This is a genomic window from Pseudomonas sp. Marseille-QA0332 (assembly GCF_054950175.1).
Genome location: NZ_CM143106.1, coordinates 4,303,165 through 4,318,808, shown reverse-complemented (window position 1 = coordinate 4,318,808; position 15,644 = coordinate 4,303,165). Strand labels below are relative to the sequence as shown.

The 15,644-nt window shown below is 63.6% G+C and carries 11 protein-coding genes and 1 pseudogene; 8 read left to right on the top strand and 4 right to left on the bottom strand.

Translation table 11 applies throughout. The features are described 5' to 3' along the window. Positions 1–55 precede the first annotated feature (55 nt). The gene (locus ACY8GK_RS19915; RefSeq protein ID WP_462401876.1) at positions 56–1,084 is read left to right on the top strand and encodes a calcium/sodium antiporter; all 1,029 of its coding nucleotides are present in this window, start codon (positions 56–58) and stop codon (positions 1,082–1,084) included. Between the two features lie 159 nt (positions 1,085–1,243). Here ACY8GK_RS19915 and ACY8GK_RS19910 read toward each other — a convergent pair whose 3' ends face one another. From ACY8GK_RS19910 to ACY8GK_RS19895, 4 genes are all read right to left on the bottom strand, one after another. Next, positions 1,244–2,602, bottom strand: coding sequence for an amino acid permease (locus ACY8GK_RS19910; protein ID WP_196181190.1), 1,359 nt, complete (start codon positions 2,600–2,602; stop codon positions 1,244–1,246). A 203-nt stretch (positions 2,603–2,805) separates the two neighbouring features. Continuing rightward, positions 2,806–3,747 (bottom strand): AEC family transporter, encoded by a 942-nt coding sequence (locus ACY8GK_RS19905; protein ID WP_462401875.1) that lies wholly within the window; start codon positions 3,745–3,747, stop codon positions 2,806–2,808. Positions 3,748–3,958: 211 nt separating this feature from the next. Then, positions 3,959–4,519: a response regulator transcription factor gene (locus ACY8GK_RS19900; protein ID WP_196181194.1), complete on the bottom strand. Its 561-nt coding sequence runs from the start codon at positions 4,517–4,519 to the stop codon at positions 3,959–3,961. Further along, positions 4,516–5,775 carry an ATP-binding protein gene (locus ACY8GK_RS19895; RefSeq protein WP_196181196.1) on the bottom strand — a complete coding sequence of 420 codons (1,260 nt, stop codon included), beginning with the start codon at positions 5,773–5,775 and terminating at the stop codon, positions 4,516–4,518. Before ACY8GK_RS19895 ends, ACY8GK_RS19900 begins: the two co-directional genes overlap by 4 nt. 195 nt (positions 5,776–5,970) lie before the next feature. Between ACY8GK_RS19895 and ACY8GK_RS19890 the strand changes: the two genes are divergently transcribed. The 7 genes and pseudogenes from ACY8GK_RS19890 (at position 5,971) to ACY8GK_RS19860 (ending at position 15,641) form a co-directional block, all read left to right on the top strand. Further along, a complete protein-coding gene (locus ACY8GK_RS19890; RefSeq protein WP_462401874.1) occupies positions 5,971–6,687 on the top strand; it encodes an SIMPL domain-containing protein in 717 nt (238 codons plus the stop codon). A 351-nt stretch (positions 6,688–7,038) separates the two neighbouring features. Then, a pseudogene (locus tag ACY8GK_RS19885) lies at positions 7,039–8,663 on the top strand (ABC transporter substrate-binding protein). A 179-nt stretch (positions 8,664–8,842) separates the two neighbouring features. Next, entirely contained in the window at positions 8,843–10,435 is a 1,593-nt protein-coding gene (locus tag ACY8GK_RS19880) for an ABC transporter substrate-binding protein (protein ID WP_462401873.1), read from the top strand. A gap of 146 nt (positions 10,436–10,581) precedes the next feature. Then, positions 10,582–11,955, top strand: a complete 1,374-nt coding sequence (locus ACY8GK_RS19875; RefSeq protein ID WP_196181203.1) for an OprD family porin — start codon at positions 10,582–10,584, stop codon at positions 11,953–11,955. Between the two features lie 67 nt (positions 11,956–12,022). Next, positions 12,023–13,618: an ABC transporter substrate-binding protein gene (locus ACY8GK_RS19870; RefSeq protein WP_196181206.1), complete on the top strand. Its 1,596-nt coding sequence runs from the start codon at positions 12,023–12,025 to the stop codon at positions 13,616–13,618. Positions 13,619–13,685: 67 nt separating this feature from the next. After that, positions 13,686–14,696: an ABC transporter permease subunit gene (locus tag ACY8GK_RS19865; RefSeq protein WP_196181207.1), complete on the top strand. Its 1,011-nt coding sequence runs from the start codon at positions 13,686–13,688 to the stop codon at positions 14,694–14,696. Positions 14,697–14,705: 9 nt separating this feature from the next. Continuing rightward, positions 14,706–15,641: an ABC transporter permease subunit gene (locus ACY8GK_RS19860; RefSeq protein ID WP_196181209.1), complete on the top strand. Its 936-nt coding sequence runs from the start codon at positions 14,706–14,708 to the stop codon at positions 15,639–15,641. The last annotated feature ends 3 nt before the right edge of the window (positions 15,642–15,644 follow it).

Here is a 15,644-nt window from a genome sequence, read left to right as displayed (position 1 = left end):
TCACAACCTGGCCACACTCCCCATCTTCAGCCTGCTGCAACTGGGTTTCGGCCTGGTGTTCCTGGTGCTCGGCGCCGAGCTGCTGGTGCGTGCGGCCGTGCGTCTTGCCGTACGGCTGCATGTGCGACCACTGGTGATTGGCCTGAGCCTGGTCGCCTTCGGCAGCACGGCGCCACAGATGGCCGTGAGCCTGCAGGCGGCCTATCAGGGTGCGCCGGACATCGCGGTAGGCAGCGTGATCGGCAGCAACATCTTCAATGTGCTGGTCGTTCTCGGCCTTGCCGCATTGATCATTCCGCTGCGCGTGTCCCGCCAGCTGGTGCGCCTGGACATCCCCCTGATGATCGGTGCGAGCGCCTTGGTGGCGCTGCTCGCCGCCGGTGGCCAACTCGGTCGGCTGGAAGGGCTGCTGCTGTTGCTTGGCCTGGCAGGCTACCTGGGCATGCTCTGGCACCAGTCACGCCATTATGCCCGCACCTACCCCGCTCCGGCTGCGGCCGGTGCTCGCCCCGCGCATTTCTGGTCGATCACCTGCCTGCAAGTCCTGCTTGGCCTCGGCCTGCTCGGCGCGGCTGGCCACCTGCTGCTGGAGGCCGCCGTGGAGGTCGCCATGGAGTTGGGGCTGTCCGAGCGAATCATTGGCCTGACCGTGGTCGCGATCTGCACGTCCTTGCCGGAACTGGCCGCGGCATTGGTCGCGGCGCTGCGTGGCGAACGCGACATCGCGGTCGGCACGGTGATTGGCAGCAACCTGTTCAACCTGCTGGCGGTGCTTGGCCTGACCGCCGTGATTGCTCCAGAGCCGCTGTCGATATCGCCGAACGCTTTGGAATTCGACTTGCCAATAATGCTTGGGGTGGCGGCATTGAGCCTACCGGTCTTCTACTCGGGCTATCGCATCACGCGCGCCGAAGGCCTGGTGCTGCTGTGCCTGTATTTCGCCTATGGCGTGCATGTGCTGGCATTCACCTTTGGCATGCCCCTGGCTGGTCGACTGGAGCGGCTCATGCTGTTCTACGTGCTACCGCTGCTGGCGGTTTCGCTGCTGTATACCACCGTGCGAGCCTGGTGGCGCCAGCATTGATGAGGCGCCGCAGCCTGCAAACAGCCACAGATGCTGCTAGAAGCACGGCCATCGGCTGTGGGAGCAGCCGGGCCAGCGAGACGGGAACGGTAGTCGTCTCGCGGATGCCGGACGCGCCGTGCGGGCCAATGCGGCCGGCCCGGCGTCCCCGGCGGCGGCCTATGCAGGCTGCCTGCGCTTCTTCAGGCGGAAGGCCACGCCGAGCACGAGGATCCAGGCGGGAATCAGCATCACCGAGATGCGGATGGGCGGTGTCAGGTACATGACCACCAGGATCAGCACGATGAAGGCGAGACACAGGTAGTTGGTGAACGGCGAGCCCCAGCTGCGATAGAACGGGGTTTGCCCGGCAGCCAGTTTGGCCTTGCGGAACTTCAGGTGGGTGATGCTGATGCTCGCCCAGTTGATGACCAGCGCGGACACCGCCAGCGCCATCAGCAGGCCGAACGCCTCGCCAGGCATCAGGTAGTTGATGACTACGCACAGCCCCGTGGCGAACGCCGACACGCCCAATGCCACCAGCGGCACGCCGCGACGATTGACCTTGAGCAGCACCCGGGGCGCATCGCCCTGGCTGGCCAGGCCAAAGAGCATCCGACTGTTGCTGTAGACGCAGCTGTTGTACACCGACAAGGCCGCGGTGAGCACGACGACGTTGAGCACCGTGGCCACCAGGTCGCTGTCGAGTTCGTGGAAGATCATTACGAACGGACTGCCGCCTTGAACCACCTTCTGCCAGGGATACAGGGCCAGCAGAACCGCAAGGGCACCGATGTAGAAGATCAGGATGCGATAGACCACCTGGTTGGTGGCCTTGGGAATGCTCTGCCGTGGGTTGTCCGCTTCGGCAGCGGTGATGCCCACCAGTTCCAGGCCACCGAACGAGAACATGATCACCGCCAAGGCCATGACCAGGCCGGTCACACCGTTGGGGAAGAAGCCGCCGTATTGCCAGAGATTGGCCACGCTGGCATCCGCCCCGCCGTTGCCACTGGCGAGCAGCCAGGCACCGAAGCCGATCATGCTGACGATGGCGACCACCTTGATCAGGGCGAACCAGAATTCCAGCTCGCCGTATACCTTCACCTGGGTCAGGTTGATGAGGTTGATGACCACGAAGAAGATCGCCGCGGTGGCCCAGGTCGGGAAGTCCGGCCACCAATACTGGACGTAGATACCCACGGCGGTCAGCTCGGCCATGCCGACCAGGACATAGACCACCCAGTAGTTCCAGCCGGACACGAACCCGGCGAATTCACTCCAGTAACGATGGGCGAAGTGGCTGAAACTGCCGGCTACCGGCTCCTCGACCACCATCTCGCCGAGCTGGCGCATTATGAAGAAGGCCATCAGGCCGGCAATGGCATAGCCCAGCAATACCGAGGGGCCGGCGAGCTGGATGGTCTGCGCGATGCCGAGGAACAATCCGGTGCCAATGGCACCGCCCAGTGCGATCAACTGGATGTGGCGATTTTTCAGCCCGCGCTGCAAACGCTCAGGGGTATGCTGGTCTTGCATGAAGGGTCCTCAGTTCAGGAGGCGTGGTCATTGTCGTTGTCGGCGCTGCTAGGCTTTGTACGAAAAGTGTTTGCGCGACGATCAGGCTACGTTGAAACAGGCTCGGAATGCTCATTTACAACCAGTAAGTCGAGCGCGACCCCGGCCGTTCCTCGCCTGTTTCGCCTCGCCTGATCGCCGCTCGGCGACTTTTCGTACAAAACCTAGATCCACCCGCCCCACTGCAGGACGAATATGCCGATGTTCGTGGTGATGGCCGCCAGCAGCGTGGTGATCACGATGATCGAGGCGGCCAGTTCGTGGTTGCCGCCCGCGGCGCGGGCCATGACGTAGCTGGCCGCCGCCGTCGGGCTGCCGACATAGAGGAACAGGATGCCCAGCTCGGTGCCCCGGAACCCCAGGAGCCAGGCACCCAGGGTGCCGATCAGCGGCAACCAGATCATCTTCGCCAGGCTGGCATCGACTGCCAGCCGGCCGCTGGCACGCAGTGCCGCCAGCGAAAGGGTGCCGCCGATGCACATCAGCGCCAGCGGCAAGGTCATCTGCGCCAGGTAGTCGCCGGAGGTCAGCAGCCAGTTGGGCAGGCGCACCTGGCCATAGGCCATCGGCACGGCTACCAGCACGCTGAGGATCAGCGGATTGCGAACGATGCTCTTGCAGATGCTCCAGGGGTCGGATTTCAAGCTCGGGCTATAGACCGCCAGCACCACCACGGAAAGCGAGTTGTACAAGAGGATGACCAACCCGGCCAGCACCGCGCCGAGGGAGATGCCGTAGTCGCCATACAGGCTTGCCGCCAGGGCCAGGCCGATCACGCCGTTGTTGCCGCGAAACGCGCCTTGGGCATAGACGCCCCGATCGGCACGCGGGCAGCGCCAGATCGCCAGGCCCCAGGCCACGGCGAAGCTGGCCAGGGTAATGGCCACGAAATACAGCAAGACCCCTGGCTTGACCGCGCTGGATAGGTCGGCGTGATAGATGCCCAGAAACAGCAGCGCCGGCATGCAGACGTTGAACACCAATGCCGAGGCGACCTGGTTGAAATGATCGTCGATCAGCCGGATGCGCTTTAGCAGCACGCCCATGAACAACATGGCGAAGACCGGGGCCGTGATGTTCAGCGTCTGGATGAGAAGGGCGAGCATTGCAAGCGGTCCTGGGTTGCCGACAGGGCGCCCATGATACGCGACCGACAAGCCATTGCGTCCTTCATGCCCGAAGAAAAGGAAGATTCCTGCAAACAGGAACACTTCGTGGAATATCGCGGCCAGACAATCGTGGCTCCGCCTGGCGAACCTGCCTGGACCCGGCATGATCCACGCAGGCAACCGGCGCTGACCGGCAGCGCCGGAGCGCTTAGCGCCGTACCGGACGTTTCTGCAGCTTGCGTTGCAAGGTCCGGCGATGCATGCCAAGCGCCCGCGCGGTGGCCGAGATGTTGCCGTCGTGCTCGGTGAGCACGCGCTGGATATGCTCCCATTGCAGGCGATCGACCGACATGGGGTTTTCCGGCACCAGCGAATCCAGGTCGGCATGTTCGGACAACAGGGCCGCCAGCACGTCATCGGCATCGGCCGGCTTGCACAGGTAATTGCAGGCCCCGCGCTTGATCGCCTCGACGGCGGTGGCGATGCTCGAGTAGCCAGTGAGGATCAGCACGCGCATCTCCGGGTCCAGTTCGAGCAGCTTGGGCAGCAGCACCAGGCCGGAGTCGCCCTCCATCTTCAGGTCGAGCGTCGCGTAGTCGGGAACGTCCTGCACGGCCAGGGCCAGGCCTTCCTCGGCCGAGCTGGCGGTACTGACGCGAAAGCCGCGACGGCTCATGGCGCGCGCCATGACCCGGGTGAAGGTCGCATCGTCATCCACCAGCAGCAGGTGGGGCAGCTCTTCGCTTTCGACCTGGTTTTCTTCGCTCATCGTTGTTCTCCTCGGGTGCCATGCGGCAGACGTAATTCGGTCAGGGTGCCACCCTGTTCATGACTATAGAGTTTTACCGAACCGCCCGCACGGGTCACGCTGGCCTTGCTGAGGAACAGGCCAAGCCCGAATCCCTTGCCCTTGGTGGTGATGAATGGCTTGCCGATCGCTTCGGCAATCGCTGGCGGCACGCCAGGACCATGGTCGCGGATGGCGATGATGATGTCCTGGGCATTCCAGTCCAGGGTCACCTCCAGATCGTTCGGGCAGGCATCGGCGGCATTGTTCAGCAGGTTCAGCAGGGCCTGGGTCAGGTCCGGTGGCGGCGTCAGCCGTGGCACCTCGCCATCGCGCAACCGCTGGAAGCGGTAGCTGGCCTCCGGTCGCATGAGGTGCCAACGATCGAGCGCCTCACTCATCCAGGCAGTGACTTCCTGCTCGATCACCGTCATGCGCCGATTGGCTTCGGCGGCCCTGACCAGTTGCTGCAAGGTTTGCTTGCACAGCTTGACCTGGTCCTGGAGCACGGCAAGATCGTCGAGCAGCTGCGGATCGCTGTGATCCTGGCGCATTTCGTTGAGCAGCACGCTCATGGTTGCCAGCGGTGTGCCAAGCTCGTGGGCAGCGCCCGCGGCCTGGGTCGCGACGGCCAGCAGCTGCTCGTCGCGCAGGCTGTCCTCGCGCCGCTCGGCGCGCAGTTGTTCCTGGCGACGCAGCTCCTCGGCCATGCGCGCGGCGAACAGGGTGATCACCGCCGCGGCCAGGGCGATGCTCAGCCACATGCCGTACACCTGCATCTTGTCGCGCGCCAGCGGCAAGGTTTCCAACGGATAGAACTGCACCAGCAACAGGCTATAGGCCGCCAGGGCGATGCCCGACAGCACCAGCGAGTAGATCCAGGGCAAGGTCACCGCGGCAATCGCCAGGGGCACCAGGTAATAGGACACGAACGGGTTGGTCGAGCCGCCCGAGTAATACAGCAAGGCGCTATGGATCAGCAGGTCGCAGGCCAGTTGGAACGCATACTCGAACTCGGTCACCGGCAGCGAAAGACGCAGGCGCAATGCCGTGAAGGCGCACAGCAGCGATGACAGGGCCAGGGTGATCGCCAGGGAAAGCCAGGGCAAGGGCAGCAGTTCGGTCCAGTAGGCCACGGCCACCGAGCCGGCCTGGGCCGCCAGGACCAGGATACGGATGACTGTCAGGCGCCAGAGATTCTGGCGAGTAGCGGATAACGGGCGTGCAGCGGCGAGCATGAGCTCTCCTGATGAGTGCTCCAGAAAAATCGGCTGGAGTATACCGAAGCTGCAACGGTAGCAGCACTGATGCGGCAAAGCGCCACACTTTGTGACACTCGCTGCATGCCTCCCATGAACCCGGCAACCGCTTCTCGGTCTGATGGGCCATGCGTGGAACCGCCTCTGGTCCCGCCCCGCACACAGGAGTTTCACATGCAGATGTTCCGCCGCAGTGCCGCGCTGATCGCGTCCGGCAGCCTGCTAGCCAGCCTCCCGGCGTTGGCCACACAAGTCGAAGCGCCTCGCTACAACCAGGTTTCCCTGCGCGCCGAAGTCAGCAAGGAAGTGGCCCGCGACCTGATGATCGTCACACTCTACAGCGAAGCCCAGGACAGCGATCCGGGCAAGCTCGCCAAAAACATCACCGAAACCTTGAACAAGGCCCTGCAGCAGGCCCGCCAGGTCGAGGCGGTGAAGATCAGCCAGGGCAGCCGCAACAGTTATCCGATCTACGACAGCAAGGGTCAGAAGATCAGTGGCTGGCGCGAGCGCGCCGAACTGCGCCTGGAAAGCGCCGACTTCCCGGCTCTGTCCCAGCTCACCGGCGAGCTGCTCAAGGATTTGAAGATGGGCGGCATGGACTTCTCCATCGCCCCGGCCACGCGCAAGTCCAGCGAAGACCAGTTGCTCAAGGAAGCGGTCGATGCCTTCAAGGCTCGCGCGCAACTGACCACCGAAGCCATGGGCGGCAGCGGCTACAAGATCGTCAGCCTCAATCTCAACAGCAGCGGCTACCCCCGCCCCTACCTGCGCGCCGCGCCGATGGCGATGAAGGCCATGGCAGCCGACGAAGCCGCGCCCGCCCCGGACATCGAGGCCGGCACCAGCGAGGTCAGCCTCAGTGCCGATGGGGTGATCGAGGTGCAATGAGGTTCAGGCATCAAGTTCAAGCGAGCGGCGCGGGTCGAGAAGGTGACGTGTCCTGAACCGCGCCGCTACTTTTGTTTGCGGGCTTGCCGCTCAAACCGACCTTTCCTACATGATTCTCAGACCAGAGGAACAGATTCTTACAGTTTGAAATAGCTATATTTCTTGGTAAAAAGTAGGTTTTTTGCCGGTTTTTCGGCGAAATTTATATCCATGCGACATTGACGTACGATAGTCCCATCTTTTCCGGTTTCGGGAGGGTGCTCGCGGTTGCGCGGGCAATGACCCTAGCATGAGTATGGACAAGCTGGCCCACGAGGCCGGCCCTCCGAAAATGACAAGAACGAGGCCATCATGCTCAAACATGCAGTCATTCCGCTTATGCTCGGTGCCGGCCTGCTCGCTGGCGCGCCTTCGGCCCTGGCCGCGTCCAACCTGGTGTTCTGCTCCGAGGGCAGCCCGGCCGGCTTCGATCCGGGGCAGTACACCACGGGCACCGATTTCGACGCCTCGGCGGAGACTGTATTCAACCGCCTGACCCAGTTCGAGCGCGGCGGCACCAAGGTGGTCCCTGGCCTTGCCACCGACTGGCAGGTTTCCGATGACGGCAGGGTCTACACCTTCCACCTGCGCGAAGGGGTGAAGTTCCATACCACCGATACCTTCAAGCCGACCCGTGACTTCAACGCAGACGACGTGCTGTTCACCTTCAAGCGCATGCTCGACAAGCACCATCCGTTCCGCCAGGCCTACCCCACGGAGTTCCCCTACTTCACCGACATGGGCATGGACAAGAACATCACCGCCATCGAGAAGCTCGACGAACATACCGTGCGCTTCACACTGGCGCAGGTCGACGCGGCGTTCATCCAGAACCTGGCCATGAGCTTCGCCTCGATCCAGTCCGCCGAATATGCCGACCAGTTGCTCAAGCAGGGCAAGCCGGCCGAGATCAACCAGAAACCCGTCGGCACCGGCCCATTCGTGTTCAACAGTTACCGCAAGGATGCGGTCATCCGCTACAAGGGCAACAAGGACTACTGGAAGCCAGAAGACGTGAAGATCGACAACCTGATCTTCGCCATCACCACCGACGCCTCGGTGCGCGTGCAGAAGCTGCGCAAGAATGAATGCCAGGTGACGCTTTTCCCTCGCCCCGCCGACATCCAGGTGCTCAAGCAGGATCCCAAGCTGCAAATGCCCGAGCAGGCCGGCTTCAACCTCGGCTACATCGCCTACAACGTGATGGACCGGATAAAAGGCAGCGACCAGCCCAACCCGATGGCCCAGCTCAAGGTCCGCCAGGCGCTGGACATGGCCGTGAACAAGCAGCAAATCATCGACTCGGTGTACCAGGGCGCCGGGCAACTGGCGGTCAATGCCATGCCGCCGACCCAGTGGTCCTACGATACCCGGATCAAGGACGCGCCCCATGATCCTGAAAAAGCCAAGGCCCTGCTCAAGGAGGCTGGCATCAGGGAAGGCACCGAGATCACCCTGTGGGCGATGCCGGTGCAGCGGCCCTACAACCCCAACGCCAGGCTCATGGCCGAAATGCTGCAAGCGGACTGGGCCAGGATCGGCATCAAGACCAAGATCGTCAGCTATGAGTGGGGCGAATACATCAAGCGTTCCAAGGGTGGCGAGAACGGCGCCATGCTGATCGGCTGGAGCGGCGACAACGGGACCCGGACAACTGGCTAGGCACCCTGTTCGGCTGCGATGCGCTGGCCGGCAACAACTTCTCCAAATGGTGCCACAAGCCGTTCGACGACCTGATCAAGCAGGCCAAGGCCACGTCCGACCGACAACGGCGTACCGAGCTGTACCAGCAGGCCCAGCATATCCTCAAGGAGCAGGTGCCGATGACTCCCATCGCCCACTCCACCGTCTATCAGCCGATGAGCAAGGCGGTGAAGGACTTCAGGATCAGCCCCTTCGGCCTCAACTCCTTCTACGGGGTCAGCGTGGCCGACTAGCGACTGTCTCGGCAGGCGCTCGACCGGAGGTTTCTCGACGTCGACGAGAAATTTCCCAGCCAGAAACAGCAATGGACTCTACCGACCCCGTCCCGACCCTCCTAACGTCGGGACCGGGCTGCCGTTGTCGTCTTTTGCGCCCTGGTTGCATTTTCCTACCGCAAGGATGAGGACTACCCATGCATCATCGATCATTCGCGGCCGGCCTGCTAGGCCTTGCCCTGCTGCTGCAGGCTTCGACCAGCGAAGCCAGCACCCTGGTGTTCTGCTCCGAAGGCAGCCCGGCCGGCTTCGACACCGCGCAGTACACGGCCGCCACCGACAACGACGCTGCCGAACCGATCTACAATCGCCTGGTCGAGTTCGAACGCGGCGGCACCACGGTACAGCCTGCCCTGGCGCAGTCCTGGGAGGTTTCCGACGATGGCCTGCGCTATACCTTCCATCTGCGCCGTGGTGTCCGCTTCCACAGCAATGACCGTTTCACTCCCAGCCGGCCGTTCGACGCTGACGATGTGCTCTTCACCTTCCGGCGCATGCTCGATCCACGGCATCCGTTTCGCCAGGCCTACCCCAGCGAGTTCCCCTACTTCACCGGCATGGGCCTGGATCGCAACATCATCGGCCTGGAAAAGACCGATGCGCACACCGTGGTCTTCACCCTGGCCAACGTCGATGCCGCGTTCATCCAGAACCTGGCCATGAGCTTCGCCTCGATCCTTTCGGCCGAATATGCCGAGCAGCTGCTGGCCAGCGGTCGACCGAACGACATCGATCGCAAGCCGATCGGCACCGGCCCGTTCGTTTTCCAGCGCTACCAGAAGGACGCGCAGATCCGCTACAAGGCCAACAAGCAGTACTGGGACCCCGAGCAGGTCAAGCTCGACGGCCTGGTGTTCTCGATCAATGTCGACCCGTCGGTGCGCCTGCAGAAGCTGCGCCGCGGCGAGTGCCAGGTCACTGTCAACCCCCGTCCGGCCGACCTGCCCGCCCTCGAGGCCGACCCGCAGCTGCGGATCCTCCGCCAGCCCGGCTTCAACCTGGGCTACATCGCCTACAACACCCGCCGTCCACCGTTCGACCAGCTCAAGGTGCGCCAGGCCCTGGACATGGCGGTGAATAAGCAGGCGATCATCCGGGCGGTCTACCAGGATTCAGGCCAGGCGGCGGTCAATGCCATGCCGCCGACGCAGTGGTCCTATGACACCTCGATCGAAGACCTGCCCTACGACCCGGCCAAGGCCAAGGCCCTGCTCGAACAGACTGGGGTCGCCCCGGGGACCCAGATCGATCTGTGGGCGATGCCGGTGCAACGCCCCTACAACCCCAACGCCAAGCTGATGGCCGAGATGCTCCAGGCCGACTGGGGCAGGATCGGGCTGGAGGTGCGCATCGTCAGCTACGAGTGGGGCGAATACATCAAGCGCATGAAGAATGGCGAGCATGACGTGGCGCTGACCGGTTGGACCGGAGACAACGGCGACCCGGACAACTGGCTGGGGACTCTCTACAGCTGCACGGCCATCGGCGGCAACAATTACTCGCAGTGGTGCGACGAGCAGTACGACGCCCTGGTGACGAAGGCCAAGACCACCACCGACCGCGAGCAGCGCATGCGGCTCTACCAGCAAGCCCAACGCCGCCTCAAGCAGCAGGTGCCGATAACGCCTGTGGCCCACTCCATGGTCAGCCAGCCGATCAGTACCAGGGTCAAGGACTTCAAGGTCAGCCCGTTCGGGCGCAACGACTTCGCCGGCGTCAGCATCGAGTGAAACCCGACACCCAAGCAGGGAGTGCCGCCACTCCCATGGCCGGCTGCGGCCGAAATTCGCCGTTCCACCGACGGCAGCCAGCGTTGCACCGCAACGACCTGGCCTTGCAGGGCTGGGAATAACTAGAAAGAAAAAGGAGCTTCACCATGTCACGACCACGTTTGATCACGGTGGCTTTGTGCCTGGGCATCGGTACTGGCCAGGCCCAGGCAGCCGCAGCGGACTTCTTCGAACTGCAGCTCAAGAACGACAGCGCGCAAGCCAGCGCCGAGGGTTTCTTCGCCGGCCAGCAGCTGTCGGGGACCACACGCAACTGGTATGCCCGTGAACGGGCCGCGCGTGGACCGCTATGGCGCTACTCCAAGAGCGATGGCAGTCGGCATGAAAGCAGTCGCCGGGAGAACTGGGTCCAGGGCACCATCCTCGGCTACAGCTCCGGCTTCACCCAGGGCACCCTCGGCGTCGCCACCGAAGTCGCGGCCTACAATGCGATCGCCCTGGAGCGAGGGCGAGCTCGGGTCGCCGGGCCCAACAACCGTACCCTGACCCACGGCGACGGCGATGTCGTCGACCAGTGGAGCAAGCTCGGCCTGGCCAATCTCAAGCTACGCCTGTCCAATACCACGCTCACCGCAGGGCGACATGCCGTCGACACCCCGGTGATCGCCAGCATCGGCAACCGCGCCTTGCCGTCGAGCTTCCAGGGCGCCACCCTGAGCAGCGCGGAATTCGACAATCTTTCCTTCGACCTGGGCACCTACGACCGCGTTTCCCCGCGTACCGAGCAGAGTCTGAGCAAGTTTCGCAGCGAATACGGCGCCGCGGGCCTGGAGACCGACCGCATCAGCATGGTCGGGGTCAATTACCAGCCGCTGACGAGCCTGAGCACCAGCCTGTACGCCGCCAAGGTCGAGGACTTCTGGAACCAGTACTACTTCGACGCGAGCCATGTGCTGGCTCTCGGCGAGTCGACCAGCCTGACCTCCACGCTCAATTACTACCGCACACGTGATACCGGCCGCGGCAAGCTCGGCAAGATCGACAACGACACCTACAGCCTGTCGCTGGCGCTGAACTACCAGGCCCATACCTTCAGCGCCGCCTGGCAGCAGGTCATGGGCGACGAGTACTTCGATTACCTCCACGAGACCAATGGCATCTACCTGGCCAACTCGCTGTTCTCCGATTACAACGGACCGAACGAGAAGTCGCTGCAGCTATCCTATGTGCTGGACATGACTCCCTATGGCGTGCCCGGCCTCAAGTTCAACCTGTACAACGCCCGTGGCTGGGGCATCGACGGCACCCACTACAAGGGTGGTGGCTACGACGTCGCCGGCATGGATGGAGAAAAGCACTACGAATGGAGCATCGGCACGACCTACGTGGTGCAATCGGGCTCGCTGAAGGATACCTCCATCCGCGCCACCTACACGGCCCACCGTGCCAGCGAGGGGCAGGCCGATGGCAGCCTGGACGAGTTCCGCGTGGTCACCACCATTCCGTTCGACATCATCTGACATGCGCCGCCACGGCCCTGCGCGGTCGTGGCGGCACGCTCCGTTCAAGCATCACAGGGAGATGTTCATGAAATCATCCATGCTGATGGTCACCTTGGCAGTGCTGTTGCTGGCCACGGCTTCGAGCCTGTCCGCCAAGCCGCTGGTGGTGTGTACCGAGGCCAGCCCGGAGGGCTTCGACATGGTCCAGTACACCAGCGCGGTGACCTCCGACGCAGCCGCCCGGACCCTCTTCGATCGCCTGGTCGACTTCAAGCCCGGCACCACTGACATCGAGCCGTCCCTGGCCGAACGCTGGGACATCAGTCCCGACGGCCTGACCTATACCTTTCATCTGCGCAAGGGCGTGAAATTCCACACCACCGACTACTTCAAGCCCAGCCGTGACTTCAATGCCGACGATGTGCTCTGGAGCTTCCACCGCCAGCTGGACCGCAGTCACCCCTGGCACGACAAGACCAGCGTCGGCTATCCGTATTTCGAAAGCATGGCCTTCGGTGAACTGCTGCAGTCGGTCGACAAGCTCGACGAGCATACCGTCGCGTTCCGGCTGACCCGCCCGGAGGCGCCGTTCCTGCGCGACCTGGCCATGGCCTTCACCTCGATCTATTCGGCCGAGTATGGCGACCAGCTGCTCGCGGCCGGACGAACCGCGGACCTCAACAGCAAGCCTGTCGGCACCGGGCCGTTCATCTTCCAGCGCTATGCCAAGGATGCCCAGGTACGCTTCAAGCCCAACCCTGAATACTTTCGCGGCAAGCCCCCGGCCGATGCGCTGATCTTCGCCATCACCCCGGACAACAATGTGCGCCTGCAGAAGCTGCGCGCCAACGAATGCCAGATCGCCCTCTACCCCAAGCCCGATGACATACCGGCAATCAAGGCCGACCCGCAACTCAAGGTCGCCGAACTGGAAGCCCTGGTCACTGGCTACATCGCAATCAACACCCAGCGCAAGTACCTGGACGATGTGCGCGTGCGCCGCGCCATCAACCTGGCCTTCGACCGCCAGGCGCATGTAAACCAGCTGTTCGGCAAGGGCAACGCCCTGCCCGCGGTCAACCCATACCCAGCGAGCATGCTCGGCTACAACGACCACAACCGCAACCCGCCGCGCGACCTCGAGGCCGCAAGGGCGCTGCTCGAGGAGGCCGGCGTGCCGCAAGGCACGGTGCTGACGCTGTTCACCCGCAACGGCGGCGGTCCGACCAATCCCAACCCGAGGCTGTCGGCGGAAATGTTGCAGGCCGACCTCGCCAGCATCGGCCTGAAGCTGGACATTCGCCTCATGGAATGGGGCGAATTGCTGCGTCGCGCCAAGCGCGGCGAAGCGGACCTGGTCGCCAGCGGCTGGGCCAGCGACAATGCCGATCCGGACAATTTCCTCGGCCCGCTGCTCAGTTGCGACGCCGCCCAGTCCGGGGAGAACTATGCACGCTGGTGCGACGCCAGGTTCCAGTCGCTGATCGAACGCGCACGCCAGTCCAGCGACGATGTCCAACGCGCAAGTCTCTATGCCGAGGCCCTGGCAGTGTACGATGAAGGCAAGCCCTGGATTCCCCTGGCCCACCCGAAGGTGTTCACGGCCATGCGCCAGAACGTGCACGGCTATCTGATCAACCCACTGGCCAGCAACAGCTTCGCCACGACGTGGGTGAAGTAGACAACCCTGATCGCCGGCCCGCGTGGCCGGCGGTACTGCCTGACCGGCCGATGAGGTACCTGCGACAATGTTGAGTTTTATTGCCCGGCGAATCGGGCTACTGATCCCGACTTTCTTCGGTATCACCTTGCTGACTTTCGCACTGATACGGCTGATCCCCGGCGATCCGGTGGAAGTGATGATGGGCGAGCGCCGGCTCGATCCGGAAATGCACGCCCAGGCCATGCAACGGCTTGGCCTGGACAAGCCACTGCCGATGCAGTACCTGGACTACATTGGCAAGCTCGTCCAAGGTGACCTCGGCGAATCGCTGCGCACCCGCGAAAGCGTGTGGAGCGAATTCCTGATGCTGTTCCCGGCCACGCTCGAACTGGCCCTGGCCGCCCTGCTGTTCGCCGGCGTGGTCGGCCTGCTGGCGGGAGTGATCGCCGCGCTCAAGCGCGGCTCGCTGTTCGACCACGGAGTGATGGGCCTGTCGCTGGCCGGCTACTCCATGCCGATCTTCTGGTGGGGCCTGATCCTGATCATGTTCTTTTCCGTGAGCCTGGGCTGGACCCCGGTCTCCGGGCGCATCGACCTGCTCTACGATATCGAGCCCAGGACCGGCCTGATGCTCGTGGACACCTTGCTCAGCGACGAGCAAGGCGCCTTCATGGACGCCGTGCGGCATCTGATCCTGCCAGCCATCGTCCTGGGTACCATTCCGCTGGCGGTCATCGCCCGCATGACCCGTTCCTCGATGCTCGAGGTGCTGCGCGAGGACTACATCCGCACCGCGCGCGCCAAGGGCCTGTCGCCGGCCCGGGTGGTGTTCATCCACGGCCTGCGTAACGCACTGATCCCGGTACTCACCGTGTTCGGCCTGCAAGTCGGCGCGCTGCTGGCTGGCGCGGTCCTGACCGAGACGATCTTCTCCTGGCCGGGCATCGGCAAATGGCTGATCGAAGCCATCGGCGCCCGTGACTACCCCGTGGTACAGAACGGCATCCTGTTGATCGCGTGCCTGGTGATCCTGGTCAATTTCGTCGTGGACATCCTCTACGGCCTGGCCAACCCACGTATCCGCCACCAGCGCTGAGGTTCGAGCATGGTTACTCCCGTCGCAAGCAACAGCCAATCGACTTCCCCCAACGACAGCTTCGACCAGAGCCTGTTGTATCCCTCGCCCTACAAGGAATTCTGGCACGCCTTCACGCGCAACAAGGGTGCGCTCGCCGGCCTGCTGTTCATGTGCCTGATGGTGTTCTGCGCACTGTTCGCGCCATGGGTCGCGCCCCATGCGCCCAGCGAACAGTACCGCGACTTCCTGCTGACCCCGCCCGCCTGGCTCGACGGCGGCAGCGCGCGCTTTTTGCTGGGCACCGATGAACTTGGACGGGACCTGCTGTCCCGGCTGATCCACGGCGCTCGCCTATCGCTGCTGATCGGCCTGTCCTCGGTGGTGATGTCGCTGGTCCCGGGCATCCTGCTGGGCCTGGTGGCAGGTTTCTTCCCACGCCTGCTCGGTCCTTCGATCATGCGCATGATGGATGTGATGCTGGCCTTGCCCTCGCTGCTGCTGGCGGTGGCCATCGTGGCGATCCTTGGCCCCGGCCTGGTCAATACGGTGATCGCCATCGCCATCGTCTCCCTGCCTTCCTATGTCCGCCTGACCCGCGCCGCGGTGATGGGCGAGCTAAACCGCGACTATGTCACCGCCGCCCGCCTGGCTGGCGCCGGCCTGCCGCGACTGATGTTCATCACCGTGCTGCCCAACTGTATGGCCCCGTTGATCGTCCAGGCGACCCTGAGTTTCTCCTCGGCGATCCTCGACGCCGCGGCACTGGGTTTCCTTGGCCTAGGCGTGCAGCCGCCGACGCCGGAATGGGGCACCATGCTGGCCTCGGCGCGCGACTACATCGAGCGCGCCTGGTGGGTCGTCAGCCTGCCCGGCCTGACCATCCTGCTCAGCGTGCTGGCGATCAACCTGATGGGTGACGGGCTGCGTGACGCGCTGGACCCGAAACTCAAGAACGCAGCCTGAGGA

Bases quoted from the DNA above. Each gene is read 5' to 3' on its own strand.
- ACY8GK_RS19910 (WP_196181190.1), bottom strand. From the start codon at position 2,602: ATGCAAGACCAGCATACCCCTGAGCGTTTGCAGCGCGGGCTGAAAAAT.
- ACY8GK_RS19905 (WP_462401875.1), bottom strand. From the start codon at position 3,747: ATGCTCGCCCTTCTCATCCAGACGCTGAACATCACGGCCCCGGTCTTC.
- ACY8GK_RS19900 (WP_196181194.1), bottom strand. From the start codon at position 4,519: ATGAGCGAAGAAAACCAGGTCGAAAGCGAAGAGCTGCCCCACCTGCTG.
- ACY8GK_RS19895 (WP_196181196.1), bottom strand. From the start codon at position 5,775: ATGCTCGCCGCTGCACGCCCGTTATCCGCTACTCGCCAGAATCTCTGG.
- ACY8GK_RS19890 (WP_462401874.1), top strand. From the start codon at position 5,971: ATGCAGATGTTCCGCCGCAGTGCCGCGCTGATCGCGTCCGGCAGCCTG.
- ACY8GK_RS19880 (WP_462401873.1), top strand. From the start codon at position 8,843: ATGCATCATCGATCATTCGCGGCCGGCCTGCTAGGCCTTGCCCTGCTG.
- ACY8GK_RS19875 (WP_196181203.1), top strand. From the start codon at position 10,582: ATGTCACGACCACGTTTGATCACGGTGGCTTTGTGCCTGGGCATCGGT.
- ACY8GK_RS19870 (WP_196181206.1), top strand. From the start codon at position 12,023: ATGAAATCATCCATGCTGATGGTCACCTTGGCAGTGCTGTTGCTGGCC.
- ACY8GK_RS19865 (WP_196181207.1), top strand. From the start codon at position 13,686: ATGTTGAGTTTTATTGCCCGGCGAATCGGGCTACTGATCCCGACTTTC.
- ACY8GK_RS19860 (WP_196181209.1), top strand. From the start codon at position 14,706: ATGGTTACTCCCGTCGCAAGCAACAGCCAATCGACTTCCCCCAACGAC.